This is a genomic window from Microbacterium esteraromaticum, from assembly GCF_014084045.1.
Lineage (GTDB): Bacteria > Actinomycetota > Actinomycetes > Actinomycetales > Microbacteriaceae > Microbacterium > Microbacterium esteraromaticum_D.
This window is the reverse complement of sequence record NZ_CP043732.1, coordinates 3048714-3073190: the sequence shown is the minus strand read 5'-3', so window position 1 is coordinate 3073190 and position 24477 is coordinate 3048714. Positions and strand designations below refer to the sequence as shown.

Sequence of the window (24477 nt, the reverse complement as noted above, 5' to 3'; positions counted from 1 at the left end):
CGGCGCTCACCGCGCCGCGCCGAGGTCGGAGTGAACCTGAGCGCCCGCTGTGAATAGGATGACGGAATCCGTTCGCGACGTAGCACGACAGGAGACCTCATGGACCTTTCCGGCCTGCAGGCCGTTCTCGAGAACATCAGCTCATGGATCTGGGGACCGTGGGTCCTCATCCCGCTGCTGCTCGGCACCGGCCTCTACCTCACCATCCGCCTCGGCGGCCTTCAGTTCATCCGCCTCGGCGCGGCGCTGCGTCTCGGTCTGTTCAGGCGCCAGGACCCCGGATCCGATGGCGACATCTCGCAGTTCCAGGCGCTGACCACCGCGCTCGCGGCCACGGTCGGCACGGGCAACATCGTCGGCGTCGCCACAGCCATCGGCATCGGCGGCCCCGGCGCGCTGTTCTGGATGTGGGTGACGGGTCTGCTCGGCATGGCATCGAAGTACTCAGAGGCCTTCCTCGGTGTGCGCTTCCGCACCACTGACGCCGCGGGTGAGAAGTCGGGCGGCCCGCAGTACTATCTCGAGCGGGGAATACCCGGTCCGTTCGGCAAGTTCCTCGCGATCTTCTTCGCGGTCGCCGCCGTCATCGCCTGCTTCGGCATCGGCAACATGACGCAGGGCAACTCCATCTCGGCCAACCTCGAGAACAGCTTCAGCGTGCCCACCTGGGTCACCGGCATCGTGCTGACCGTGTTCGCCATGCTCGTGCTGGTCGGCGGCATCAAGTCGATCGGCCGGGTCACCGCGGGTCTGGTGCCCGTCATGATCATCTTCTACGTGGTCGGCGCCATCTACATCCTGATCGCAAACATCGGCGGCGTCCCCGCGGCCTTCGCGCAGATCTTCACTGAGGCCTTCACCGGCACAAGCGCAATCGGCGGCTTCGCCGGCTCGGCGATCATCATCGCCGTGCAGATGGGTGTCGCCCGCGGCATCTTCTCGAACGAGTCCGGCATGGGCTCGGCTGCCATCGCGGCCGCTGCGGCCAAGACCAGTCACCCGGTGCGCCAGGGTCTCGTGTCGATGACGCAGACCTTCATCGACACGATCATCGTCGTCACCTGCACGGGGCTCGTGATCATCACCACCGGCGTCTGGAACATGAAGGACGGGAACGGTGACCAGATCAGCGCCGCGTTGATGACGGGTGAGGCGTTCTCGCACGGTCTGCCAGGGGAGTGGGGTCACTACATCGTCACGATCGGCCTCGTGCTGTTCGCCGGATCTACGATCCTCGGCTGGTCGTACTACGGCGAGCGCAGCATCGAGCGTCTGATCGGGCGCAAAGCCGTGATGCCGTTCCGCATCCTGTTCTCGCTCGTCGTCTTCATCGGCTGCACCGTGCAGCTCGGTGTGGTCTGGGCGTTCTCCGACGTGATGAACGGCCTCATGGCGCTGCCGAACCTGATCGGTCTTCTGCTGCTGTCGGGCCTCGTCGCACGCGAGACGAAGAAGTACCTCGACCACGACCCCAAGCTGACAGCCACGCCAGAGGAAGTGAACGCGTTCATGGCAGGCGACCAGGCGTTCGAGGACTGGAAGACTCAGGCGATTCCGGTGGTCAAGACCCCCAACGCTTAGCCACTGGTTCGGCCGGGTCGGCCATAGGCTGGTGGGGTGCGTCAGAACCCCAGCTTCGCCATGACAGACCCGGCCGAGATCCGCAGGATCATCGAGCTCAACCCGTGGGCGACGCTCGTCAGTCATGCAGATGACGGACTCGTGGCGTCTCACTACGTCGTGCTTCTCGACGACGAGCGAGACGACCTCACCGTCGTCGGTCACGTCGGCAGACCCGACGACCTCGTGCACGGGCTGGGCGAGCGTGAGATCCTCATCGCGTTCCAGGGCCCGCACGGCTACATCTCGCCGGGCTGGTACGGCGACGTGCAGGCGGTGCCGACCTGGAACCACGTCTCGGTGCACCTGAGCGGCGTGCCCGAGATCCTCTCCGCCGACGAGAACCTGCGGGTGCTCGAGCGGATGGTCGACGTGTTCGAGAACCGGATGCCGAGTCCCCGCGGCATGTGGCAGCTTCCCAACGACGACGGGTTCGTGAACCGGCTCGCCGCGGGGACGGTCGGGTTCCGGCTGAGGCCCGCGAAGGTCGTCGCAAAGCGCAAGCTCAGCCAGAACAAGCCGGTCGAGACCGTGGACGAGGTGATCACGGCCCTCGAGGGCACGGGTCCATACGCCGATCCCGCTCTCGCCGCCGAGATGCGTCGAGCTCGTGACGCGCGTCAGGGACGCAGCGCATGATCGCACGCGGCGATCAGGTCGGCTTCCTGCGTGCGGTCCGGCTCACCGGTCCGCTGGCGCACACCTTCGGCGATGAGCCGGTTGATCTCGTCATCGACCGGGACCGCATCGTGGACGCCGCTCCCAGCGGTGCGCTGCGGGCCGAAGGCGCCGTGCTCGAGGGGGATGGCCGCCGTCTCGTCGCCGGATTGTGGGACCACCACGTGCACACGGTGCAGTGGGCGTTGAACGCAGACCGAGTGCCCCTCGGCACGATGCGCAGCGCCGCCGAGGCCGCTCGAGCCATGGGGGATGCCGTCGCCCTCGCGGACGGGCGTCGTGTCGGCGCCGGGATGCGCGACGCTCTGTGGCCGGACGTCCCCTCGCTCACCCTGCTCGACGAGCGCACGGGCGCGGAGCCCACGTACCTGATCAACGCCGACGTGCACAGCGTATGGCTCAACACCGCCGCGTTCCGGCGCGAGGGATTCGAGCCGATCGCCGACGGGATGCTGCGCGAAGAGGACGCATTCGAGATCTCCCGCAGGCTGAACGCCGCCGACGATCTGATGGCCGACGCCGCGGTGCATCGAGCCGGTGAGCGGGCCGCGGCCAGGGGCGTGACCGGCCTCGTCGACTTCGACATGGCGTGGAATGCCGACGCGTGGCAGCGCAGGGCGCACGCGGGGTTCGCCGCGCATCGGGTGGAGTTCGCCTTCTATGCGGCTGAACTGCACCGTGCGATCGAGCGCGGCCTGCGCACCGGGGACGAACTCGCCTCCACCTCAGGGCTGGTGCATGTCGGCCCTCTGAAGCTCATCACCGACGGGTCGCTCGGCACCCGCACCGCGGCGTGCTCGCACGCCTATGACGACGATCCGACCAACTTCGGGGTGCTCACCATCGAGCCGGATCGGCTGCGCGAACTGCTCACCACGGCCACCGCATCCGGCATCGAGGTCGCCGTGCATGCGATCGGCGACCGAGCTGTGGCATCCGCCCTCGACGCCTTCACCTTCACCCAGGCTCGTGGCACGATCGAGCACGCGCAGCTGGTGCGGCACGCCGACCTGGTGCGCTTCGCGCGACTGGGTGTGATCGCGAGCGTGCAGCCCGAGCACGCGATCGACGACCGCGACCTGGTCGGCAGCCTCTGGCAGCATCAGCAGGCGCTGAGTCATCCTCTCGGTTCGCTTATCGAGGCGGGCATCCCGGTGCGCTTCGGGTCGGATGCTCCCGTCGCCCCGCTCGATCCGTGGCTGACGATCGCCGCTGCGGTGCACCGCACAGGTGACGACCGTGAGCCGTGGAGGCCGGAGGAGCGCGTCGGCATCGAATCGGCGCTGCGCGCCAGCAGCCGGCACGGTGGGAGCGACATCGAGATCGGCGGCATCGCCGATCTGGCGCTCTGCGAGATCGACCCGCTGACGGCGGATCGCGCAGAGCTGAGCCGGATGCCGGTGGCAGCCACCCTGCTGGGCGGCAGGCTCACCCACCTCGCCTGAACCTGCAGCCATCGAACGCGAGAGGGCGCCGCAGCGATGCTGCGGCACCCTCTCGATGCTGCGGCGTCAGGCCGCGATGTGCGAGATCAGGAACCAGCGGTCCTTCTCGAGGCCGCGCTGGATCTCGATAGCGACGTCCTGGCTGGTGAGGTCGACCTCGTCGAGGCCGTCGACGGCTGCCTTCACATCCACGAGGATCGCGTCGATGTCGCCGATCACGGCGCGGATGAGCGCGTCGGACTGCTCGAAGCCGGCGGGGACGGCGGTCTGTCCGGCCTTCTCTGCGACGGTCTGCATGCGGGCGTCGATCGGCAGGCCGAGGGCGACGATGCGCTCCGCGGCGGTGTCGGCGAACTCGCCTGCGTGCTCGACGATCGTGTCGAGCAGCTCGTGCACGCCGACGAAGTTCGCGCCACGGACGTGCCAGTGCGCCTGCTTCCCATTGACGGTGAGGGCCTGAAGGCCGTGCACCACGGGGGAGAGGAACTGGGCTGCGGCCGCCGCGACGGTCGGGTCGACGGCGATGCTGGGAACGGTCTGGGCCTTGCTCATGAGAACCTCCGGGTGTCTTCTTCCACGTCTTGTGACTACAACGCTACTCACCGAGAGTCATTCCGCAAGCAAGCGTAGGCAACGCTTACCCACCCGTTCTTCCGCGGAATCACGCGGAAGTGAGGGTAGTCTCACCTTCATGACCATCGCCTCGAACGCCTCCGTCATCGCCCTCGGAACCAGGGTCCCCCGCATCGCAGAAGACGCCTTCCTGGCCGACGGTGCGCGCATCGTCGGAGAGGTCGCGCTCGGTGCTGGAGCGAGCGTCTGGTACAACGCCGTGCTGCGGGCTGATTCGGCGCCCATCACGGTGGGCGCGCGCAGCAATGTGCAGGACAACGTGTCGGTGCACGTCGACACGGCGCACGCCGTCGTCATCGGCGATGACGTCTCGATAGGGCACAACGCGGTCGTGCACGGCTGCACGATCGGCGACGGCTCGCTCGTCGGGATGGGCGCGGTGGTGCTGAGCGGAGCGGTGATCGGCGCCGGATGCCTCATCGCGGGCGGCGCGGTGGTGCTGAGCGGCACCGAGGTACCGGACGGGTCCCTCGTGGCGGGCGTGCCGGCGAAGGTGCGTCGTCCGCTGACCGACCAGGAGCGGCAGGGTCTCGTCGCGAATGCGGAGATCTACCTCGGCCACATCCGCACCCACTCGGCGGCGCAGGCGCGGTAGCGCGCGGAGCGGGCGGTAGGCTGGTGGTTCACGGGGCGGTGGCCAAGCTGGTTAAGGCAGTGGGCTCATAACCCAACGATCGTCGGTTCAAGTCCGACCCGCCCTACTTCCTGACATCCGGTCCGTCATCGGTGCGGAATCCCGACGTCTTGTGCGCACCGTCGCAGAACGGCTTGATCGACGACAGGCCGCATCGACACAGCGCGATCGTGCTGCGGTGACGCTCGATCGGGCGACCGGCGGCCGACTGCAGGTCGACGTCGCCGCGGACCAGCAGCGGCCCGTCGGTGCAGGCGGTGATCGTGGGGGCCTCGGTTCTCGCAGTCATGCCTGCTCCTCGTCGCGGTGGAGCCCCCAGCGTCGCGCGGCCGAGCCCCGGCGCACAGGGACTTGACTGCTCGCGGGTCACCGTGTCAAGGGCTGTGAACCAGGACCCGCGCGCACCTAGGGTGGCCGGACGAGGTGATCCCCCGCCTGATGAAGGAGCACCATGACGCTCAGCCTCTCCTCCGAGCCGATGACCATCGCCATCTCCGGACGCGGGCCGCTCAGCGCCGCACTGCTGGAGGTGCTGACGGATCGTGCACCGCAGCGCGCCGGCGAGCTCGCGCAGCTGGCCAGGGACGCCGTTCTCGTCGAGGATCCGATCACCGACGAGGACGTTCAGCTCTCGCTGTTCCTGCTGTACGCCGTGGCCTACGGGTCACTGCCGCAGTTCGCGGCGCACTGGGAGTGGGATGTGTCGCTGCTGGCCGCGCGCGCTGCTCTCGAGCGAGCCTTCGAGGATGCGGTGCGCGCCGTCGTCCCGCAGCCGGAGAGGCCGGAGCCGACCGGGGAGTCGGTGGCAGCGGCGCTGTTCGCCCTCACTGCCCCGCAGCCGGGGCCGAGCCTGTCGCATCATGTCGCACGCAGGGCCGATGCCGCGCAGGCACGGGAGCTGCTCGTGCAGCGCAGCATCTACACGCTGCGCGAGGCCGATGCGCACTCGTGGGCGATCCCTCGCCTCACCGGTCGCGCCAAAGCTGCACTGATCGAGATCCAGGCCGACGAGTACGGCGGAGGGCGCGTGGAGCGGATGCACCAGGTGATGTTCGCCGACGCGATGCGCGGCGCCGACCTCGACGACGCGTATGGCGCCTATGTCGATCTGGTCCCCGCCATCACGCTGGCCTCGTTCAACCTGATGACCATGTTCGGTCTGAACCGGCGTCTGATCGGCGCCTCGGTCGGTCATCTCGCCGCCTTCGAGATGACCTCCTCGCTTCCGTGCCGCGCGATCGCGGAGGGGCTGCGACGTCTGGGCTTCGGCGACGATGTCGCCGCCTACTACGACGAGCACGTCGAGGCGGATGCCGTGCATGAGCAGATCGCGGGGCGTGACCTCGCCGGCTCACTGGCGGAGGACCGACCGGAGCTCCTCGACGACATCCTGTTCGGAGCCGCGGCCTGCCTCACCGTCGACGGGTGGGCGAGCGAGCACATCCTGCACGCCTGGGAGGCCGGCCGCAGCTCTCTCCGGCGCGAGGCTCAGCTGGGCTGATCCTCTTCTCCTGATTGCGAATGCGCCGCGTCGGCGGTGTCGCTCTGCGGGCCGCCGACGACGACGATGCCGACGGCTTCGTGGTCGGGCTCCGGCTCGTCCGGACTCTCGACCCGCGGCTCCTCACCGGGCTCCTTCTCGGTGCTCGGCTCCTCGAGCTCCTCGGTCGTCGGCATTTCGTCGGGCTCTTCGTGGATGTTCGACATGTCTGCTCCTCTCCGCCATCACCGTGCCTGTCGACCACCCGGTCCGGCAAAGGGGTTGACCGCAGCGGCGTCTCGGCTAGCATCGCGGTTCTGCGCCCCGCAAGGCCGATGCCCTGCGGGGCCGGATGCGGCATCCTGGGCAGATGGGGACACACGAGCCGGAGCCCGGCGGCACGCACCGCGATGGCGACCGCCGGGGTGCCACAGCGCTGATCGCGCGGCGAGTCGCCCGGGGGTTCTTCCGCACCTACTGTCCTGACGCCGCGGCGGGCCTGACCTTCTACGCCGTGCTCGCCATGTTCCCGGCACTGATCGCCGCCTTCTCGGTCATCGGCGTGTTCGGCGAGAAGCGCGGTGCGGCGAAGGCCGTGCTCGACGTGCTGCGCGAGGTCGCACCGGCCGACATCGCCCAGGCTCTGAGGCGCCCGCTCGAGCAGGTGGCCACGACGGCCGGAGCGGGCTGGCTGCTGGTCCTGGCGCTCGTCTTCGCCCTGTGGTCGGTCGCCAGGTACGTCACCGCTCTCGGACGGGCCATGAACCGCATCTACGGCGTGCCCGAGGGACGGATGTTCTGGAAGGCGAAGCCCACCCACCTGCTCGTGACCTTCGCGGTGTTCCTGCTCGTGACGATCGCGTGCGCCCTGGCGGCGCTGAGCTGGCCTCTGGCGAGGTCGATCGGCACGTCACTCGGCGCGGGTGAGGTCGCGCTGACGATCTGGCGCATCGCGCGCTGGCCTGCCGTGGTCCTCGTCGTCTGCCTGATCGTCGCGATCCTGTACTACTTCGCGCCAAACATCGCGCACCCCAGGTTCAGGCTGATGAGCGTGGGCGCGCTGGTGGCGATCGCGGTGTTCGCGCTGGCCTCGGTGGGCTTCGGGTTCTACGTGCGCGATCTCGCCGACTACGACCGGATATACGGGTCGTTCGCTGGGGTCGTGCTCTTCCTGCTCTGGCTGTGGATCGGGAACATCGCGCTGCTCGTCGGCGCGCTCTTCGACGCCGAGCTCGAGCGGGTGCGTGAGCTGCGCAGAGGCGTGCCGGCGGAGCGGGAGCTGCAGGTGCAACTGCGCGACACGACCAGGCTCGAGAAGACGGCCGAGAACGACGTGGCCGACGAGCGCCTGGCGCGGCGGGTGCGGCGCTCGCGCCGTTGACCGGAGCAGTCGATCACTGCTGCCGTGTCGGGTATCGATCACGGATGTGCCGTTGGAAGTATCGCCCGATGCTCGGGGCCGAGAGCAGATCCGTGTGCACGGAGCGCGGCACGGCGAAGTAGCGGTACACCTCACCACTGACGAATTCGATCTCGAGCTCAGCCGTCGACTCCTCGTACCCAACCGACGCGATGGCCGAGGACGTGACCGCACGGCGTCTCATCGCCGCCCGTCCTGTGAGTCTCCGACCAGGCGCGCGAGGGTGAGCGCATCGTGCGGTGCGTGCCCGCGCGCATCGTTGTCGAAGTAGACGAAGACGTCCCGATCTCCCCTCCCGGCGGACCACCGGCGGCATCGCTCGGCCCAGCCCTCGAGCTCCTCCGGCGTGTAGCCGCTCGCGTACAGCTCCGACGCGCCGTGCAGCCGCACGTAGACGAGGTCGGCATCGCCGGGCTCGAACTGCGGCCATCTGCCCGCTGTGTCGGCGACGGTCAGGGCCACGCCGCGCCTGTTCAGGATCTCGGTGAGCGCGGGATCGTCGAAGCTCGACGATCGGGGCTCGAGCGCGTAGCGCAGTGGACGGTCCTCGACGTCGCTCAGCCACGTCCTGCCCGTCATCCGCGCGTCGTGCTGCTGTCCGAGCGCTCGCGCCTCGGCGGTGGTGCGCGGCAGGGCATCGAGGAAGTCGGCGAGCACGTCGGGTTCGAACTGCTGCCGCTCCGGAAGCTGCCAGAGGATCGGCCCCAGCGTCGGCCCCAGCGCCAGCACTCCCGATGCGAAGAAGTTCGCGAGAGCGCCGGTCGTTTCGCGCAGGCGCAGCATGTGCGAGATGTAGCGGGATCCCTTCACCGCGAACGTGAAGTCCTCCGGCACCTCAGCGCGCCAGCGCAGATAGCTCTGCGGACGCTGCAGCGAGTAGAACGATCCGTTCAGCTCGACCGTCGAGAAGTGTTCGCCGATGTACGTCAGCTCGGCGCGCTGCACCAGTCCTGCCGGGTAGAAGTCCCCGCGCCACGAGCGGTACCGCCAGCCGGACGTGCCCACTCTGACGTGCGGCTGCCGCTGGGCGCGGCGATCGTGGTGCGTCATCCCGATCACCGTAGGCCGCCGCGCGGACCGTGGACATGCCCTTGACGCGGGGTGCCGCGGCGGTCGATCGGCGAGATGCAACCCCCTTCTGGACGGGGGAACCACCGGGGACGATGTGGAGCACATCGCGAGGGAGGACGACATGAGCGGTCATCACGACGAGCAGACGGCGGAGATCCCGGAGGCGGATGCCCTGGAGCAGCGGCGCGACCCGGTCGACGAACCGCACGATCCCGAGCGCACCACGACCGAACCGACGCCGGACGGTGTGGAGGCCGACCCGGCCGACGTCATCGAGCAGGGCATCGATGTGCCCGACGATGATGAGGAGCGCGACGGCGACGCGTGAACTCAGCGGTCAGCGCACGCGGCGGTCGTGCGCCAGCTCGAACAGACGGGGGAGCACGTCCCCCGCGCGAAGGCCGTTGTGCTCGTGCTCGCTGGTAGCCCACGTGCGCACACCGGGCAGCAGCCGCGCCGTCTCCATCGAGAACTCATAGGGTACGTACACGTCGTTCACGTACACCGCTGCGGCGCCGACGGCTCCGGATGCCTGCACCGCCGCCGCATCGTAGATCGCCGGCCATTCGTGCTCGGCCAGGGCGAGCGCGACATCGCGCCAGGGGCGGAACGCGGGCACTGTCTCCGTCCAGTCGCGTCGGATGTGCTCGCCGGTGAACAGGGTCGGGTCGGCGGCGAAGTCGGACGGCTCGACCCGCTCCGCAGACCAGCGGGTGCGGTGACCTGACGCGTAGCTGGACTCGTGGAACACGAAGTACAGCGGATTCCTGCCGTCATACGGCATCGCCGCGGCGAGATCGTGTCGGAACGCGTTGGAGGAGGGGTCGAGCTCGAGGAACGACCAGAGCGACTGCCAGCCGTCGTTGGTGCCGAGAGCCGATCCGATCGACCGCAGCCGGGACAGCGAGACCATCTCGCCGTCGGGCAGCACGAGCTCGCCGGCGAGGGCGAGATCCGCGAGGCGGCGCATCCGATCGCGATGCTCGGGGAAGCGCCGGTAGTAGCGTTCGGAGGCATCCCGCATCTTGTCGTAGCAGAGGGCGTACACCTCGTCCGGAGTGCGATCGAGGGTGCTCAGGCCTCCGGTGATGTAGACGCGCTCGAGCGACGACGCGTCGGTCGACAGGTAGGCCAGGGTGGTGAAGCCGCCGAACGACTGACCGAGCACGTTCCACCGCTCCGCTCCGAGGTGTTGGCGGAAGGCCTCGCAGTCGCGCACGATGGCATCCGCGCGCAGGTGGGTGAGGTGCTCGGCGACGGCCTCGGCACCGCGTGCCAGGTCTCCGTCGCCCACGGGCGTCGAGCGGCCGGTGCCGCGCTGGTCGAGCAGCACGACGCGGTGCTCTGCCAGTGCGGCATCCAGCCAGGACGGTGCCGACGGGGAGTGGAACGGGCGCGGCGCCTCGTGACCCGGCCCGCCCTGAAGGAAGACGAGATACGGCAGATCCTCGCCGCCCTCACGGGTGACCACGGCGGCGAAGACGTCGATCGTGCGCGTGTCGGCGGGATCGCCCCAGACCAGGGGAAGGGTGAGCGTGTGCTCCTCGACGGTGAGGTCCTGCATGCGCCGGACGGTGGTGGTGGCGGTCATCACATCACGTTCCCTATGTACGAGTACTTCACGAACACTTCGGCGGCGATCCCGGATTCCTCGAGAACCCCCTGCAGGGCCGTCATCATGTAGTGCGAGTCCCAGCCCATGTAGAGGAAGTGGGATTCGTCGAACTGATCCCACTGGCCCTTCCAGGCCATCTCGCTGTAGATGGGGCCGCCGTGCTTCCCGCTGTACGCGAGGGCGGCGGGGCGGTCGTCGGTCCACGCGCGGCGGAAGATGCGGTTGAACAGGGCGCGGACGTCCTTGATCTCCCAGTGCTCGCCTCGGTACTCGCAGTAGTCGAACTCCCGGTCCCATCCGGCGGGCCAGCCCCGGCGGCGCACGGCGTCGAGCACGGGGGTGAGGCCGTCGTCGTCGATCTCGTCGACGTCGGGGCGCGCCCAGATCTTCAGCAGCTCCGCGGTCAGCCGTACGGTTCGAGCAGCGATCGCCGCGGTGCTCCACGCCGCGATCTCGCCGAGCTCCCTGGTGGCCGCGACCGAGCTGCGGGCGTAGGCGCGATCGCGCTTCTCGGGGAACGACGCCCCGAACACGCGGAGGGTGAGCGAGTCCTCCAGCAGGGTGAGGTTGCCGAGCGTCGGAGTCAGCGCGCGATGGGCGTTCTGCTCATCCTCGGTGTACTCCTTCCATTCGCGGATGCCGTCGCCGCTCCACGAAGTGGCCGGCACGGGCGGCACGACGGTCTCGACGTCGAACTCGGAGAGATCGTCGACCCCCGCGATGCGACCGAGCACATACGCAGGGTGCGGAAGCTCGCCGTACTTCAGCACAGCGCTGATCCGCTCATCGGATGGGGTGATGCGCGCGATGGCGCGCATCAGGGTGTCACGGCCATCCGCCCGAGCGCGGCACAGCCTGGCAATGAGCCGGTCGCTCGGCAGCCCGACGATGGCGCGGCGCAGGAACAGCGCTTGGACCCACTCCAGCACCTCGATGAGGTCGTCGCGGCTGATCGCCCCCCGGCGGTGGTCGCCATAGGCGCTCATCACCAGCGGATACGAGGTGCGGCCGAAGGTGTTCACATGATGCAGCTGCGCGCGTATCGCGGGATCCGGCTCCCGAGTCGGATCGAGCAGGATGCCGTAGATCTCGGCGTACTCGCGCCACACCGCGGCGTCCTCGCGGAGACGATCGAGGTCCAGCCGCGGGAAGGAGGCCCGGAAGGCGGCGTATACGCCGTGCTCGCCGGCGGCGTCGATCTCGCGCCCCGTGGTCATCACCAGGTAGTGACGCCAGAAGCCCCCGATCGTCTCGCCGGTGTGCTGCTCGACCGGCAGCCAGTAGTCCTGCTCGATGCGCAGCTGCTCGGCGTGCGAGAGGCCCATCAGGATGTAGTTGTGGATCAGTTCGTGGTCACGCAGCGGCTGGCCGGTCGAGTTGAGACTCTCGAAGATCTGCTGAGCGCTGGCCTGCGGGCCGAGCGTGATCGAGACGTGCTCCAGACGCTGCAGGCCGCGCCAGATCGCCTGCGCCTCGTCGGCGTGCACCTGGCTGCGGAAGAACGCGTAATTGTCGTCGAAGCGCGACTCGCGGTCGACGTCTCCGCGCCGATCGAGCACGACCGACTCGTAGAGCTCGGCCCACGCATGGTGCGGGCGCAGCTTGGTGCGACTGGGGTCGTCGGCGCGGACGAGCACGCGCTCGAGCTCGGCGGCGAGTGCGGCGTCGGCGTCGCGCACGGCGTGATGCAGCGCCGCGATCAGCAGCATGATCGTGGTGATGCGCTGCTGGCCGTCGATGAGGATGAGGTCGCCGTCCTCGGCATCCGCTTCCGATGCGGCATCGCGACCGGACAGGATCGATCCGATGAAGTGCCGGTCCGCGGCGTCCTCTCCTGCCACAGCCCTGATGTCGGAGAGCAGCTTCTCGCAGCCGCCGATGTCCCACCGGTACTGGCGCTGATAGACCGGGACGACGATGTTGGTCGTCGGGGCGGAGAGCCACTCGATCGTGCCCGTTGCGTGTGCTTCGACATTGGTGGCCGTTGCCATGGCTGCGTGATTCCTCCGAGCGGCGGGGTGACGGTCCGCCGGATCGAGTCTAGTCCGCGGGCATTTTCTCCGGCCGTGCCGCCCGGCGCGTTCAGAAGCCCGATGTAGGCTTACCTAAGTAGGGCCTGTTAAAACGTGCTGGCCCATTACGAAAGGACATGACTCAGATCATGGGATACATCAAGTCCGCAGCCCTCGAAGACAAGGGATTCGTCATCCTCGACCCGTACGGCGGGGAGATGGACCCGAAGGAATGGCTCGACATCGAGTACGTCGACTGGAAGTCTTCGGGTGACACCCGCTTCTCGCCTCTCGCCAGCGCCAAGGGCGAGATCGAGTGCAACGGCTTCTGGAATCACAAGCCGCCGCGCACCGACAAGGACGGCGTCTGGATCGACTCGCAGACCGCGATCGCCCCGACCCTGACCGCGCGCGCCAAGGAGCCGGGTGCCAACGTCGGTCGCTGCCGCGTCATCGAGCTGCAGCCGACGCCGTACGGCGAGTGCCTCTACAACCTCCACCAGGACGACAACAACCGCCTCAACCCGGACGGTACCGGCTGGGTGGTTCGCGGGTTCTTCAACCTCACCGACGACAAGGACAGCTACTTCGTCCTTCGTGAGAACCGCACCGATCCGAGCATCGAGTACCGCATCGCCCTTCCGGCCGGTGCCCAGCTCATCGTCGACACCCAGCGTCTGTGGCACGCCACCACGCACAACGGCACCGAGCCCCGCTACTGCCTGATCACCTCGTGGGAGTCGGGCCCCGAGCTCGATGCCTACATCGAGAAGTACAACGGCACCGACCAGCACGAGCAGGTCGAGGTGCCGCAGGACGTCCTCGAGGCAGGCTACGCCGAGCAGGCTCGCCGCGACGCCGCTCGCGCCGCGTACTACGCCGCGAAGGGCCAGCAGGCCAAGCTCGCGATGAGCGAGGCGTAAGCAGCACTCCGTGTTCGCACGACGGCCCCGGTCCTCACGGACCGGGGCCGTCGTCGCATCCGGAATCACACGCTTGTGATTCCGCCGCTTCTGGGCGATAATCGCCGTACAACCGCATAGTTCGCCGCATCTTCGATCAGGTCGTAGGGGAAGACGTACCTGATGAAACGGAGAGATCATGGCGACGGGATACGCACGCGGAGTGGTGTTCATCCACTCCGCTCCACGCGCGCTCTGCCCGCACCTCGAATGGGCGGTGGGACGCGCCATCGGTCGTGCGGTCAGCTTCGACTGGAGCGATCAGCCCGTTCAGCAGGGGACCCGCCGTGCGGAGTTCTTCTGGGACGGCCCCGCCGGCACCGGGGCGGCACTCGCGACGGCGATCCGCGGCTGGGAGCACCTGCGCTTCGAGGTCTCGGAGGATCCGACACCGGGAAGCGAGGGCGGCCGGTGGCTGCACACGCCCGACCTCGGCATCCACTACGCCCAGACCGACTCGGCGGGGAACATCGTGATCGGCGAGGATCGCATCCGCTACGCGATGGAGATCGCCGCCGGCAGCGCCGTCGAGCTGCAGCGCGAGCTCGACGTCGCCCTCGGTTCGGCATGGGACGAAGAGCTCGAGCCGTTCCGGCATGCCGGCGACGACACGCATGTCGTGTGGCTGCACAAGGTCGGCTAGGCGGGAAGTCGGCTAGGCGGGAAGCCGGGCCGGCGGTGGTGGCGAAGTCCTGCGGAGGAGGCGTCGGTAACGGGACCAGGTGAGCGCACCCTGGAACCGAGAAGGCGAATCCTCCGCACACGACCGAAGCCCCCTGCGGGGAAGCAGGGGGCTTCGTCGTTCTCGATCAGATGACCGCTGCGCTCGGGACCTCCCCGATGTGCTCGGCGGATCCGTCCCTGACGTCCCGCCAGGCATGGCGCAGCCGCGCGAGCGCGGTGTGGGTGCGCTCCGGCGGCAGCGTGATCGGGATCCGCAGGCGCCGCTCCAGTACTCCGCCCGTCGCGAATCGCGGACCAGGGGGGAGGATGAGTCCGTGTTCGCGCGCAGCGAGTGCGAGCCGAGTCGACACAGGGGCGCCCAGATCGAGCCAGGCGGAGAGCCCGCCCGGTGTCTCGGGCATCCGAAGTCCGTCGATCTGTGCGAGACCGGCGCTCACCGCCTCACGCCCCGCGCGCAGCCGCGCGGTGACGTGGGCGGAGAGCGCAGGCATGTCGTCGAGCAGCTCCACCGCTATGCACTGCTCGAGCAGAGCGGTGCCGAGTTCGAAGGACGGCCGCACCGCGAGCAGACGGGCGATGAGGTCGCGCTCCGCCCGGATCCAGCCGAGACGCATCCCGCCCCAGGCGATCTTCGACATCGAGCCGACGGTGATGATCTGCGGGCTGTACGCGGCCAGAGGCGTCGGCGTCCAGCCACGATCGATGTCGAGTTCGGCGGTCGTCTCGTCGACGATGAGCTGGGTGCCGGCGCTGCGCGCCGTCGCGGCGACGCGCTCCCGCGCGGCATCCGGCAGACTGGCTCCCGTCGGGTTGTGGAAGTCGGGGATCAGGTAGCCCACATGCGGGCGCGCCCGCAGCAGCAGGTCCATGAGGTGGTCCTGATCCCACCCGTCGACGTCGACAGGGGTCGGAAGCAGGCGGTACCCGTGTCGGCGCAGCGCCTCGAGGGCATGGGGGAAGGTGGGCTGCTCGACCAGCGCGCGCTCCCCGCGACGCCCGATGGTCGCGAGCACGAGATTCATGGCATTGAGCGCACCGGATGTGACGATGATCTCCTCGGCGAGGGTCGGCACACCGCGTAGGGTGAAGCGCTGCGCGATCGCATCCCGCAGCTCGGGAAGGCCCTGCAGCGAGTACCCGCTCGTGCCGCGCAGCGCGGCGAGTCGGGGCAGCGAGCGCACAGTGGCGTCGTAGAGACCAGGCGTCGAGTCCATCGATGCGATGGAGAGGTCGATGGACTGCGCGTCGCCGTCGAGCGGCGAGGACGAGGTACGAGCGTGGGGGAGGGCGACCCGCGTGCCACCGCCGTGCAGGCGGACGGCGTAGCCCGCGGCCTCGAGCTGATCGTAGGCGCGCGTGATGGTCGACCTCGACCGTCGCAGCTCGGCGGCGAGTGCCCGCTCGCTGGGCAGTCGCTCCCCGACCGTGAGACGGCCGTCGAGGATGAGGGCGCGGACCTGCTGGGCGAGGTCGGAGGAGGTGGCGCCGGCGGCACGGTGCGCTCCGAGCTGCTCGACGAGGCGTGACGACATGCATCAAGCATGCCGCAAAGTGGCTTCGGATGAGCAGTCCACTTTCTGGGGAGTGGCCTCGCCGGATGCCAGGCTCGGCGAGCCACCATGAGAACATGGTTCTCCGCTCAATCCTCCTCCCTGTTGCAGCCACCTCGCGGCGGGATCTCGTCGAGCGAATCGCGCAGCTGCTCTGCGGCCTCGTCCTCTACGGCGTCGCCATGGGACTCATGGTGCGCGCGGGCATCGGCGTCTCGCCGTGGGACGTGCTCGCCGTCGGCCTGACCGAGCGCACCGGGCTCGGATTCGGGCTGATCACCTGCCTGATCGCCGCAGTCGTGCTGCTGCTGTGGATCCCCCTCCGGCAGCGCGTGGGGGTCGGCACGCTGCTCAACGCGGTGGTGCTCGGTCCGGCAGCAGACGTGACGATGCTGGTCGTGCCGCCCGCGGCGTCACCGTGGATCGGCGTTCCGCTGTTCCTCGCGGGCCTGGTGCTGCTGTCCTTCGCCACGGGGCTCTACATCGCCGCCGACCTCGGGCCCGGACCTCGCGACGGCCTGATGACCGGCCTCGTGAGGGTCACCGGGCGCCCGGTCTGGCTCGTGCGCACGATGCTCGAGGGAAGCGTGCTCGTGGTCGGCTTCCTGCTCGGAGGACCGGTGGGTGTCGGAACGATGCTGTTCGCCTTCGGGGTCGGTCCGCTGATCGGCCTGTTCCTCGGGCGGTTCACGCGGCTGCGACAGGCGCGTTCTCGTGCCCTCGCGTCCTCCCGCGACGTCGTCGGGCATGCATCGCAGTCAGGCTGACATCCGCACGACGAAGGCCCCCTGGTGATCCAGGGGGCCTTCGTCGTGCACGCGCGCGTCAGTCTGCGCTGCGGAAGGCGACGACGGCGTTGTGGCCGCCGAAGCCGAAGGAATTGCTGATCGCCAGCAGGTCGCCCTCGCCGAGCGGCTGCGGAGAGGTCGAGAGCATGAAGGGCACCGCGGGGTCCGGCTCGGTCATGTTGATGGTCGGGGGAGCGACGCGGTCGCGCAGCGCGAGGATCGTGAACACGGCCTCGAGGGCACCGGTCCCGCCGAGAAGGTGGCCCGTCGACGCCTTGGTGGCGGACACGGGGATCTCGTCGATGCGCGCACCGAACACGCGCTTGAGGGCCTCGTACTCGTTCGGGTCGCCGACCGGAGTCGAGGTGGCGTGAGCGTTGATGTGCGCGACCTCGTCGGGCGACGCGCCCGCCTGCGCGAGGGCGGCCTCCACGGCGCGGGCCGCGCCCGCTCCCTCCGGGTCGTTGCCTGTGATGTGGTACGAGTCGGCGGTGACGCCGCCGCCCGCCACGTACGCGTAGACCTTCGCCCCGCGGGCCTTGGCGTGCTCCTCGGTCTCGAGCACGAGGGCGGCACCGCCCTCGCCCATCACGAAGCCGTCGCGGTCGATCGCACCCGGTCGTGATGCAGTGGCCGGGTCGTCGTTGCGACGCGACAGCGCCTGCGCCGAGGCGAACGACGCCATGGTGATCGGGTGGATCGCCGACTCGGCGCCTCCGGCGATCACGACGTCAGCGAGGCCGTCCTGCAGGTGCTCATAGGCGTTCGCGATCGACTCGGTGCTCGACGCGCATGCGCTGACCACCGTGCGGGCGTACGCCTTCGCATTGAAGTGCAGTGAGAGGTTCCCGGCACCGGCGTTCGGCATCAGCATCGGGACGGTCAGCGGCATGACGCGACGCGGACCCTTCTCGCGCAGGGTGTCCCAGGCGTCCAGCAGCGTCCAGACGCCGCCGATGCCCGTCGCCCAGTCGACGCCGAGGCGCTCGGGGGCGACCTCGGGCGCGCCCGCATCCTCCCATGCCTCACGCGCCGCGATCATCGCGAACTGCGTCGACGGATCGAGGCGCTTGGCCTCGTGACGCGGCAGCACCTCTTCGGGGCGGACGACGGCCTCAGCGGCGAAGTGCACCGGGATCTGGTACTTCTCGATCCAGTCGTGCGGCAGCGTGCGGGTGCCGGACTGGCCGGCGAGCAGGTTCGCCCAGTTCTCGGGAGCCGTGCCGCCCAGAGCGGACGTGGCGCCGATGCCGGTGACGACGATGCGCTTGGTCATGGAGGTCCTTCGTGAGGAGGGGGTGGATGCAGGAAGGAGGATGCCACGCCCCGCGGTCCGCGGGGGTGGCATCGACGGGTCTTACTCCTGGCCGGCGACGATGAAGTTGACGGCGTCAGCGACGGTCTTCAGGTTCTTGACCTCGTCGTCGGGGATGGTGACGCCGAACTTCTCCTCGGCGTTGACGACGATCGTCATCATCGAGATCGAGTCGATGTCGAGGTCGTCGGTGAACGACTTCTCCATCGTGACCTCGGATGCGTCGATGCCCGTCTCGTCGGTGACCAGCTCAGCAAGGCCGGCGAGGACCTCGTCGTGGGTGAGAGCCATGGTGTTTCCTCTTTCTCGGAATGGTTGGAACCGGTGAACAGTCTAGGGAAGGCGCGCGCCCGATCAGGGGAGCACGACCACCTGCGCGCCGAAGACGAGTCCGGCGCCGAATCCGATCTGCAGCGCCAGACCACCGCTGAGCTCGGGGTGCTCTTCGAGCAGGCGGTGGGTGGCGAGGGGGATCGATGCCGCCGAGGTGTTGCCCGTCGTCTCGATGTCGCGGGCGATGACGGTCGTCTCCGGCAGCTTGAGCTGCTTGGCGAACTCCTCGATGATGCGCAGGTTCGCCTGGTGCGGGATGAAGGCGGCGAGATCGGATGCCTCGACGCCTGCCTTCTCGAGCGCCTCGCGGGCGACCTTGGCCATCTCCCACACCGCCCAGCGGAACACGCGCGGTCCCTCCTGACGGAGCGTCGGCCAGGGTGCCTTGCCGTCTCGGAACTCGGTGAGAGTGTGGTTCATGCCGACGAGGTCCGCCTTCGAGCCGTCCGATCCCCAGACCGTGGCAGAGATGCCCGGGGTCTCGCTCGGACCGATGACGACGGCGCCGGCGCCGTCTCCGAGAAGGAAGGAGATGCTGCGGTCGGTCGGGTCGACGACGTCCGACAGCTTCTCGGCGCCGATGACTACGGCGTGACGCGCGGCTCCGGCGCGGATGAGCGCGTCGGCCTGCGCGACCGCGTACGCGTATCCGGCGCACGCGGCGTTCATGTCATATGCCGCGGCGGGAGTGGCGCCGATGCGGTCCGCGACGATGGCGGCGACCGACGGCGTCTGCTTCGGATTGCTGATGGTCGCGACGATGACGAGATCGATCTCGGCAGGGTCGATGCCCGAGCGCTCGACGGCCTCCTTCGCGGCGTCGGCGGAGAGCTCGATGGCGCTCGTCTCGGGGACGGCCCTGGTGCGGGTGATGATGCCGGTGCGCTGCCGGATCCACTCGTCGCTGGAGTCGATGGGCCCGACCAGGTCGTCGTTGGGAACGGCGTTCTCGCCGCGTGCCGCACCGACGGAGTAGATGCGGGTGTGGGCGGCGCCGGTGGCCTGCTTGAGAATGCTCACGAGACTGCTCCATTCAGCAGCTCGGCGGCTGCGTCGAGGTCGTCGGGGGTCTTCACCGCGACGTTCGGGATGCCGCGCAGGCCCCGCTTGGCGAGGCCGACGAGCGCTCCGGCGGGAGCGACCTCGATGAAGCCGGTGATCCCGGCAGCGGCGAATGACTCCATGCACAGATCCCAGCGCACGGGCGACGAGACCTGCGTGACGATGCGGTCGAGCGCCTCCTGGCCCGCATCGACGGCGGCACCGTCGCGGTTCGACCACAGGGTGATGGTCGGGTCGCTCGGGGTGACACCGGCCACGGCGGAGCGCAGGGTGTCGACGGCGGGCGCCATGTACGAGGTGTGGAACGCGCCTGCGACCTGCAGGGGCATGACGCGCACGCCGCGCGGGGCCCGCTCGGCGAGCTGGGCGAGGGCGGGAAGGGCTCCGGCGGCGACGATCTGACCGGCGACGTTGTAGTTCGCCGGAGTCAGCTCGAGCTCGTCGAGAAGCGCGAGGACCTCGTCGGCGTCGCCTCCGAGGACGGCGCTCATGCCGGTGGGCGTCTGCGCCGCGGCATCCGCCATCGCGCGACCGCGGATGCCGACCAGCCGCATCGCATCGCCGGCGGCGACGACCTCGGCCCCGACCAGAGCCGCCAGTTCGCCGACGGAGTGCCCGGCGACGCCGTCGGCGCGACGTCCGGCGCGCAGGGTGAGCTGCTCGGCGGCGACCAGCGAGGCTGCGACGATGAGGGGCTGGGCGATGCGGGTATCACGGATCGTGTCGGCGTCCGACTCGGTGCCGTGTGCGATCAGATCGACCTCCGCAGCCTCGGAGTAGGCGGCCAGCTGGTCGGCGACGCCGTCCAGCTCGAGCCAGGGTGCGAGGAAACCGGGAGTCTGTGAACCCTGTCCGGGCGATGCGACGACAATCACCAGACCAGTCTGCCAACGATTCGGCGCTAGTGGTGGATGAAACATCACAACAATCGACGAATCGATTGTGCGTGGCGTACATTCGCCGCCGCGCTTCGGGAGGGTGCTTCGTCTCAGCGGCGACGGGGGATGGCGCGGCGGCGCACGGGTTCGGCTGCGCCGATCGATCCGAGGATCAGCGCGGTCTGCAGGATCAGCGCCTCGCGCGGCCCCGTCGCGTCCCAGCCGATCACCTCGGTCACCCGCTTGAGGCGGTAGCGAACCGTGTTGGGGTGCACGAAGAGCTCTCGGGCGGTGGCCTCCAGGGAGCGCCCGTTGTCGAGGTAGCTCCAGAGGGTCGTGACGAGGTCGGTCGAGTGCGCCTGCAGCGGACGGAAGATCCGCTCGATGAGGGTCTGCTTGGCAAGCGTGTCGCCGGCGAGGGCGCGTTCGGGCAGGAGGTCGTCGGCTTCCACCGGACGCGGTGCGCTGCGCCAGGCTCGGGCGACGGCGAACCCCGCGAGGGCCGCGCGTGCGCTCTGACCGGCGTCAACGAGGGCCGAGACAGGCGGCCCCAGCACAACGTAGCCGGGGCCGAACGAGGGCTCCAGACGCTGAGCGATCTCGCTGAAGGGCAGCTCCTCGGTCGCCTCCTCCTTGCCGGGGACGCGTGCGCGGCCGATGACCAGCACGAGCCTCGAGCCCTGCACGCCGATCAGGACGTCGACCGACAGCCGCCTCGCCGTGCGGCGCACGAGGTCGACGTCGAACTGCGGGGGAGTCGTCCCGACGATCACGCAGACCTCGCCGTGGCCGTGCCAGCCCAGTGCAGCGATCCGGCTGGGCAGCTCCTCGTCCGCCTCGCCCGTGAGGATCGAGTCGACGACGAGCGCCTCGAGCCTGGCATCCCACAGCCCTCGCGCCTCAGCCGCGCGGGCGTACACGTCTGCCGACGCGAACGCGACGTCGCGGGAGTACAGCAGGATCGCTTCGCGCAGGTCCTCGCCGCGGCCGGCGACCCGCTCCTCGGTGACCTCGACCGTGACGCGGATCAACTGCAGGGTCTGCTGCAGACTGACGCTGCGCAGCAGCTCCCGCGGGGCGGCGGCGAAGATGTCGGCGGCGATCCAGGGGGTCGAGGTCGGATCCTCGTACCACTGGATGAACGAGGTGATGCCGGCCTGCGCCACCAGCCCGACGGCGGAGCGTCGGGCCGGCGGCATGTCGGCGTACCAGGGCAGGGTGTCCTCGAGCCGCTTGATCGTCACCGTCGCGATGTCACCGGAGATCCGGCGCAGCCAGGCGAGGGTCGCGGCCTTGTCCATGGCCTGCTGGGAGGTACTGCTCACAGGTTCAGCTCTCGCCGCCTGCGTTCCCGCTGGTGCCGGCGTTCACGTCGAACAGGCGGTACTTCTCGATCGCCTGGCCGATCACCGAGCGGTCGATCCTGCCCTCGTCGGCGAGCGCCTGCAGGGTGCGCACGACCATCGACGGTCCGTCGATCTTGAAGAAGCGACGGGCGGCAGCGCGGGTGTCCGAGAAGCCGAAGCCGTCGGCGCCGAGCGTGTAGTACCGGTTCGGCACCCAGGGGCGGATCTGGTCCTGCACGGCGTGCATGAAGTCGCTGACTGCGACGACCGGGCCCTCGGCGCCCTGCAGCTTCTGGGTGAGGTACGCCGTCTGCGGCTCCTCCTCCGGGTGCAGGAAGTTGTGCTCGTCGACGGCGAGGCCGTCGTGGCGCAGCTCGCTCCACGACGTCACCGACCACACGTCGGCGCTCACACCCCAGTCCTTCTGAAGCAGCTCCTGCGCCTCGAGCGCCCACGGCACGCCGACGCCCGAGGCGAACAGCTGGGCGCGGTGGCCCTCGCCCGAGCCGACCTTGATGCGGTGGATGCCTCGGATGATGCCGTCCACGTCGACGTCCTCCGGCTCGGCGGGCTGCACGAGGGGCTCGTTGTACACCGTTAGGTAGTACATGACATCGGGGTCGGGGTGCGAGCCGCCGTACATGCGCTCGAGACCCGAGCGCATGATGTGAGCGATCTCGTACCCGTAGGCCGGGTCGTACGACACAGTCGCCGGGTTGGTCGATGCCAGCAGCGGCGAGTGTCCGTCGGCGTGCTGCAGGCCCTCGCCGGTGAGCGTGGTGCGGCCGGCGGTGGCGCCGATGATGAAGCCTCGCGCCATCTGGTCGCCGGCGGCCCACATCGCGTCGCCGGTGCGCTGGTAGCCGAACATCGAGTAGAAGATGTAGATCGGGATCAGCGGCTCGCCCTGGGTCGAGTACGACGTGCCGGCGGCGGTGAAGGCGGCGAGAGCGCCTGCCTCGTTGATGCCGACGTGCACGATCTGGCCCTGGGGGCTCTCCTTGTAGGCGAGCAGCAGCTCGCGGTCGACGGAGGTGTAGTGCTGCCCGTTCGGGTTGTAGATCTTCGCCGTGGGGAAGTACGCGTCCATGCCGAACGTGCGCGCCTCGTCGGGGATGATCGGGACGATGCGGTGGCCGAAGTCCTTGGAGCGCAGCAGGTCCTTCAGGAGACGCACGAACGCCATGGTCGTGGCGATCTCCTGCGTGCCGGAGCCCTTCTTCGGCAGCGCGTAGGCGGAGTCGTCAGGCAGCGAGATGGCCGTGTGCGTGGTGCGGCGCTCGGGGAGCAGTCCGCCGAGCGCGCGACGGCGCTCGAGCATGTACTGGATCGTCTCGTCGTCCTGACCCGGGTGGTAGTACGGGGGCAGGTAGGGGTTCTCCTCCAGCTGCGCATCCGTGATCGGGATCTGCATGGTGTCGCGGAAGGTCTTGAGGTTCTCCAGCGTCATCTTCTTCATCTGGTGGGTCGCGTTGCGGCCCTCGAAGTGCGGTCCGAGACCGTAGCCCTTGACGGTCTTGGCGAGGATGACGGTCGGCTGGCCCTTGTGCTCCATGGCCGACTTGAACGCCGCATAGACCTTGCGGTAGTCGTGTCCTCCGCGGCGCAGGTGCCAGATGTCGTCGTCGGAGAGATCCTTGACGAGGGCGGCGGCCCGCTCGTCGCGGCCGAAGAAGTTCTCGCGGATGTACGCGCCGGATTCGGCCTTGTACGTCTGGTAGTCGCCGTCGGGCGTGGCGTTCATGATGTTCAGCAGCGCGCCGTCCGCGTCGCGGGCGAGCAGGTCGTCCCACTCGCGGCCCCAGATGACCTTGATGACGTTCCAGCCCGCGCCGCGGAAGAACGACTCCAGCTCCTGGATGATCTTGCCGTTGCCTCGCACGGGGCCGTCGAGACGCTGCAGGTTGCAGTTGATGACGAAGGTGAGGTTGTCGAGCCCCTCGTTCGCGGCGACCTGGAGCTGGCCGCGGCTCTCGACCTCGTCCATCTCGCCGTCGCCGAGGAACGCCCACACGTGCTGGTCGCCGGTGTCCTTGATGCCGCGGTTGGTCAGGTACTTGTTCGCCTGCGCCTGGTAGATCGCGTTGATCGGCCCGAGACCCATCGACACGGTCGGGAACTGCCAGTAGTGCGGCATCGAGCGCGGGTGCGGGTACGACGGAAGCGCGTGGCCCTCCTGCGACTTCTCCTGACGGAAGCCGTCCATGTCGGCCTCGCTCAGGCGTCCTTCGAGGAAGGAGCGGGCGTAGATGCCGGGCGATGCGTGGCCCTGGATGAAGATCTGGTCGCCGCCGCTGGGGTGGTCCTGGCCGCGGAAGAAGTGGTTGAAGCCCACCTCGTACAGCGACGCCGCACCGGCGTAGGTGGAGATGTGACCGCCGACCCCGATGCCGGGGCGCTGGGCGCGGTGCACGGTGACGGCGGCGTTCCAGCGGATCCAGTGCCGGTAGCGGCGCTCGATCTCCTCGTCGCCGGGGAACTCGGGCTCGTTCTCAGCCGCGATCGTGTTGATGTAGTCGGTGGTGGGCACCATCGGCACGCCGAGGTGACGCTCCTTCGAGCGCTTGAGGAGACTGAGCATGATCTCCCGGCCGCGCCCCGGCCCCTTCGCATCCACCAGCTCATCGAGTGACTGCTGCCACTCTCCGGTCTCCTCCGGGTCGCTGTCCAGAGGTGCCTGGGAGTACGGGTCCTGATCGTGGACGGTCACGTGGAGCCTTTCGTCAAGCTGGCAGGTCGTGCCAAGGAAACGGGATGCAGCGTGGGAAGCCTTGTCGGCTCTGCACAACACGCGCTGTGCTCAGCCTATATCCGTTCCGATGGCGGGTTCGGCAAATTCCGCACCGTAGAATGTCAGTACCAGGGCCTTTAGCTCAGCTGGTAGAGCGCCACGTTTACACCGTGGATGTCGTCGGTTCGATCCCGGCAGGGCCCACCGATAGATCACCGAC

At 68.9% G+C, this 24477-nt stretch carries 24 protein-coding genes and 2 tRNA genes; 12 read left to right on the top strand and 14 right to left on the bottom strand.

Annotated elements, in window-relative coordinates; all coding sequences use genetic code 11:
* Positions 1 to 99 precede the first annotated feature (99 nt).
* Genes FVO59_RS14790 through FVO59_RS14780 form a run of 3 tightly spaced genes read left to right on the top strand, consistent with a single transcriptional unit; the run spans position 100 to position 3743 of the window.
* Positions 100 to 1581, top strand: a complete 1482-nt coding sequence (locus FVO59_RS14790; protein ID WP_182253309.1) for an alanine/glycine:cation symporter family protein — start codon at positions 100 to 102, stop codon at positions 1579 to 1581.
* A 36-nt stretch (positions 1582 to 1617) separates the two neighbouring features.
* Positions 1618 to 2259, top strand: coding sequence for an FMN-binding negative transcriptional regulator (locus tag FVO59_RS14785; protein ID WP_182253308.1), 642 nt, complete (start codon positions 1618 to 1620; stop codon positions 2257 to 2259).
* Positions 2256 to 3743 (top strand): amidohydrolase, encoded by a 1488-nt coding sequence (locus tag FVO59_RS14780; protein WP_182253307.1) that lies wholly within the window; start codon positions 2256 to 2258, stop codon positions 3741 to 3743. Before FVO59_RS14785 ends, FVO59_RS14780 begins: the two co-directional genes overlap by 4 nt.
* 66 nt (positions 3744 to 3809) lie before the next feature.
* Here the strand turns inward: FVO59_RS14780 and FVO59_RS14775 are convergent, their stop codons facing one another.
* Positions 3810 to 4295: a Dps family protein gene (locus FVO59_RS14775; protein ID WP_182253306.1), complete on the bottom strand. Its 486-nt coding sequence runs from the start codon at positions 4293 to 4295 to the stop codon at positions 3810 to 3812.
* Between the two features lie 139 nt (positions 4296 to 4434).
* Here FVO59_RS14775 and FVO59_RS14770 point away from each other — a divergent pair, with 139 nt between their 5' ends.
* Together FVO59_RS14770 and FVO59_RS14765 are read left to right on the top strand one after the other, a co-directional pair.
* Complete coding sequence (locus FVO59_RS14770) at positions 4435 to 4971, top strand: gamma carbonic anhydrase family protein (RefSeq protein WP_182253305.1); 537 nt, start codon at positions 4435 to 4437, stop codon at positions 4969 to 4971.
* Positions 4972 to 5003: 32 nt separating this feature from the next.
* Positions 5004 to 5077: transfer RNA gene (locus tag FVO59_RS14765), tRNA-Ile, on the top strand.
* On the opposite strand, the gene FVO59_RS14760 is transcribed toward FVO59_RS14765, so the two are convergent.
* Complete coding sequence (locus tag FVO59_RS14760; RefSeq protein WP_182253304.1) at positions 5075 to 5299, bottom strand: CDGSH iron-sulfur domain-containing protein; 225 nt, start codon at positions 5297 to 5299, stop codon at positions 5075 to 5077. The two genes, FVO59_RS14765 and FVO59_RS14760, sit on opposite strands and share 3 nt — an antisense overlap.
* Positions 5300 to 5461: 162 nt before the next feature.
* Here FVO59_RS14760 and FVO59_RS14755 point away from each other — a divergent pair, with 162 nt between their 5' ends.
* Positions 5462 to 6511, top strand: a complete 1050-nt coding sequence (locus FVO59_RS14755) for an iron-containing redox enzyme family protein (protein ID WP_182253303.1) — start codon at positions 5462 to 5464, stop codon at positions 6509 to 6511.
* Here FVO59_RS14755 and FVO59_RS14750 read toward each other — a convergent pair.
* Positions 6499 to 6717, bottom strand: coding sequence for a hypothetical protein (locus tag FVO59_RS14750; protein WP_182253302.1), 219 nt, complete (start codon positions 6715 to 6717; stop codon positions 6499 to 6501). The two genes, FVO59_RS14755 and FVO59_RS14750, sit on opposite strands and share 13 nt — an antisense overlap.
* Before the next feature lie 143 nt (positions 6718 to 6860).
* Between FVO59_RS14750 and FVO59_RS14745 the strand changes: the two genes are divergently transcribed.
* Positions 6861 to 7871, top strand: a complete 1011-nt coding sequence (locus FVO59_RS14745) for a YihY/virulence factor BrkB family protein (protein WP_182253301.1) — start codon at positions 6861 to 6863, stop codon at positions 7869 to 7871.
* 13 nt (positions 7872 to 7884) lie between these two features.
* Here FVO59_RS14745 and FVO59_RS14740 read toward each other — a convergent pair whose 3' ends face one another.
* Together FVO59_RS14740 and FVO59_RS14735 are read right to left on the bottom strand one after the other, a co-directional pair.
* Positions 7885 to 8094, bottom strand: a complete 210-nt coding sequence (locus FVO59_RS14740; RefSeq protein ID WP_182253300.1) for a KTSC domain-containing protein — start codon at positions 8092 to 8094, stop codon at positions 7885 to 7887.
* Positions 8091 to 8960 (bottom strand): DUF72 domain-containing protein, encoded by an 870-nt coding sequence (locus FVO59_RS14735; RefSeq protein ID WP_182253299.1) that lies wholly within the window; start codon positions 8958 to 8960, stop codon positions 8091 to 8093. Before FVO59_RS14735 ends, FVO59_RS14740 begins: the two co-directional genes overlap by 4 nt.
* Positions 8961 to 9102: 142 nt before the next feature.
* Here FVO59_RS14735 and FVO59_RS14730 point away from each other — a divergent pair, with 142 nt between their 5' ends.
* Positions 9103 to 9309, top strand: a complete 207-nt coding sequence (locus FVO59_RS14730; RefSeq protein ID WP_182253298.1) for an Rv3202a family protein — start codon at positions 9103 to 9105, stop codon at positions 9307 to 9309.
* A gap of 9 nt (positions 9310 to 9318) precedes the next feature.
* Here the strand turns inward: FVO59_RS14730 and FVO59_RS14725 are convergent, their stop codons facing one another.
* Both FVO59_RS14725 and FVO59_RS14720 read right to left on the bottom strand, forming a co-directional pair.
* Complete coding sequence (locus FVO59_RS14725) at positions 9319 to 10572, bottom strand: alpha/beta fold hydrolase (protein ID WP_182253297.1); 1254 nt, start codon at positions 10570 to 10572, stop codon at positions 9319 to 9321.
* Positions 10572 to 12587, bottom strand: coding sequence for a DUF262 domain-containing protein (locus tag FVO59_RS14720; protein WP_182253296.1), 2016 nt, complete (start codon positions 12585 to 12587; stop codon positions 10572 to 10574). Before FVO59_RS14720 ends, FVO59_RS14725 begins: the two co-directional genes overlap by 1 nt.
* 170 nt (positions 12588 to 12757) lie before the next feature.
* Between FVO59_RS14720 and FVO59_RS14715 the strand changes: the two genes are divergently transcribed.
* Both FVO59_RS14715 and FVO59_RS14710 read left to right on the top strand, forming a co-directional pair.
* On the top strand, positions 12758 to 13531 hold the full coding sequence (locus FVO59_RS14715) for a hypothetical protein (protein ID WP_182256878.1): 774 nt from the start codon (positions 12758 to 12760) through the stop codon (positions 13529 to 13531).
* 178 nt (positions 13532 to 13709) lie between these two features.
* Entirely contained in the window at positions 13710 to 14213 is a 504-nt protein-coding gene (locus FVO59_RS14710) for a DUF3145 domain-containing protein (RefSeq protein ID WP_182253295.1), read from the top strand.
* A 166-nt stretch (positions 14214 to 14379) separates the two neighbouring features.
* Here the strand turns inward: FVO59_RS14710 and yczR are convergent, their stop codons facing one another.
* The gene (gene yczR / locus FVO59_RS14705; protein ID WP_182253294.1) at positions 14380 to 15786 is read right to left on the bottom strand and encodes a MocR-like transcription factor YczR; all 1407 of its coding nucleotides are present in this window, start codon (positions 15784 to 15786) and stop codon (positions 14380 to 14382) included.
* A 95-nt stretch (positions 15787 to 15881) separates the two neighbouring features.
* Here yczR and yczE point away from each other — a divergent pair, with 95 nt between their 5' ends.
* The gene (gene yczE / locus FVO59_RS14700) at positions 15882 to 16571 is read left to right on the top strand and encodes a membrane protein YczE (protein WP_182253293.1); all 690 of its coding nucleotides are present in this window, start codon (positions 15882 to 15884) and stop codon (positions 16569 to 16571) included.
* A 58-nt stretch (positions 16572 to 16629) separates the two neighbouring features.
* Here yczE and FVO59_RS14695 read toward each other — a convergent pair whose 3' ends face one another.
* The 6 genes from FVO59_RS14695 to aceE form a co-directional block, all read right to left on the bottom strand.
* Positions 16630 to 17868, bottom strand: coding sequence for a beta-ketoacyl-[acyl-carrier-protein] synthase family protein (locus FVO59_RS14695; RefSeq protein ID WP_182253292.1), 1239 nt, complete (start codon positions 17866 to 17868; stop codon positions 16630 to 16632).
* Between the two features lie 81 nt (positions 17869 to 17949).
* A complete protein-coding gene (locus FVO59_RS14690; RefSeq protein WP_182253291.1) occupies positions 17950 to 18198 on the bottom strand; it encodes an acyl carrier protein in 249 nt (82 codons plus the stop codon).
* A 63-nt stretch (positions 18199 to 18261) separates the two neighbouring features.
* A complete protein-coding gene (locus FVO59_RS14685) occupies positions 18262 to 19260 on the bottom strand; it encodes a beta-ketoacyl-ACP synthase III (RefSeq protein ID WP_182253290.1) in 999 nt (332 codons plus the stop codon).
* Complete coding sequence (locus tag FVO59_RS14680) at positions 19257 to 20177, bottom strand: ACP S-malonyltransferase (RefSeq protein ID WP_182253289.1); 921 nt, start codon at positions 20175 to 20177, stop codon at positions 19257 to 19259. The genes FVO59_RS14685 and FVO59_RS14680 overlap by 4 nt, the downstream gene beginning before the upstream one ends.
* Positions 20178 to 20290: 113 nt before the next feature.
* Positions 20291 to 21481: a PucR family transcriptional regulator gene (locus FVO59_RS14675; protein ID WP_182256876.1), complete on the bottom strand. Its 1191-nt coding sequence runs from the start codon at positions 21479 to 21481 to the stop codon at positions 20291 to 20293.
* A 28-nt stretch (positions 21482 to 21509) separates the two neighbouring features.
* Positions 21510 to 24236 carry a pyruvate dehydrogenase (acetyl-transferring), homodimeric type gene (aceE, locus tag FVO59_RS14670; protein ID WP_182253288.1) on the bottom strand — a complete coding sequence of 909 codons (2727 nt, stop codon included), beginning with the start codon at positions 24234 to 24236 and terminating at the stop codon, positions 21510 to 21512.
* A 152-nt stretch (positions 24237 to 24388) separates the two neighbouring features.
* On the opposite strand from aceE, the gene FVO59_RS14665 reads away from it, so the two are divergent.
* A tRNA-Val gene (locus FVO59_RS14665) sits at positions 24389 to 24461 on the top strand.
* Positions 24462 to 24477 lie beyond the last annotated feature (16 nt).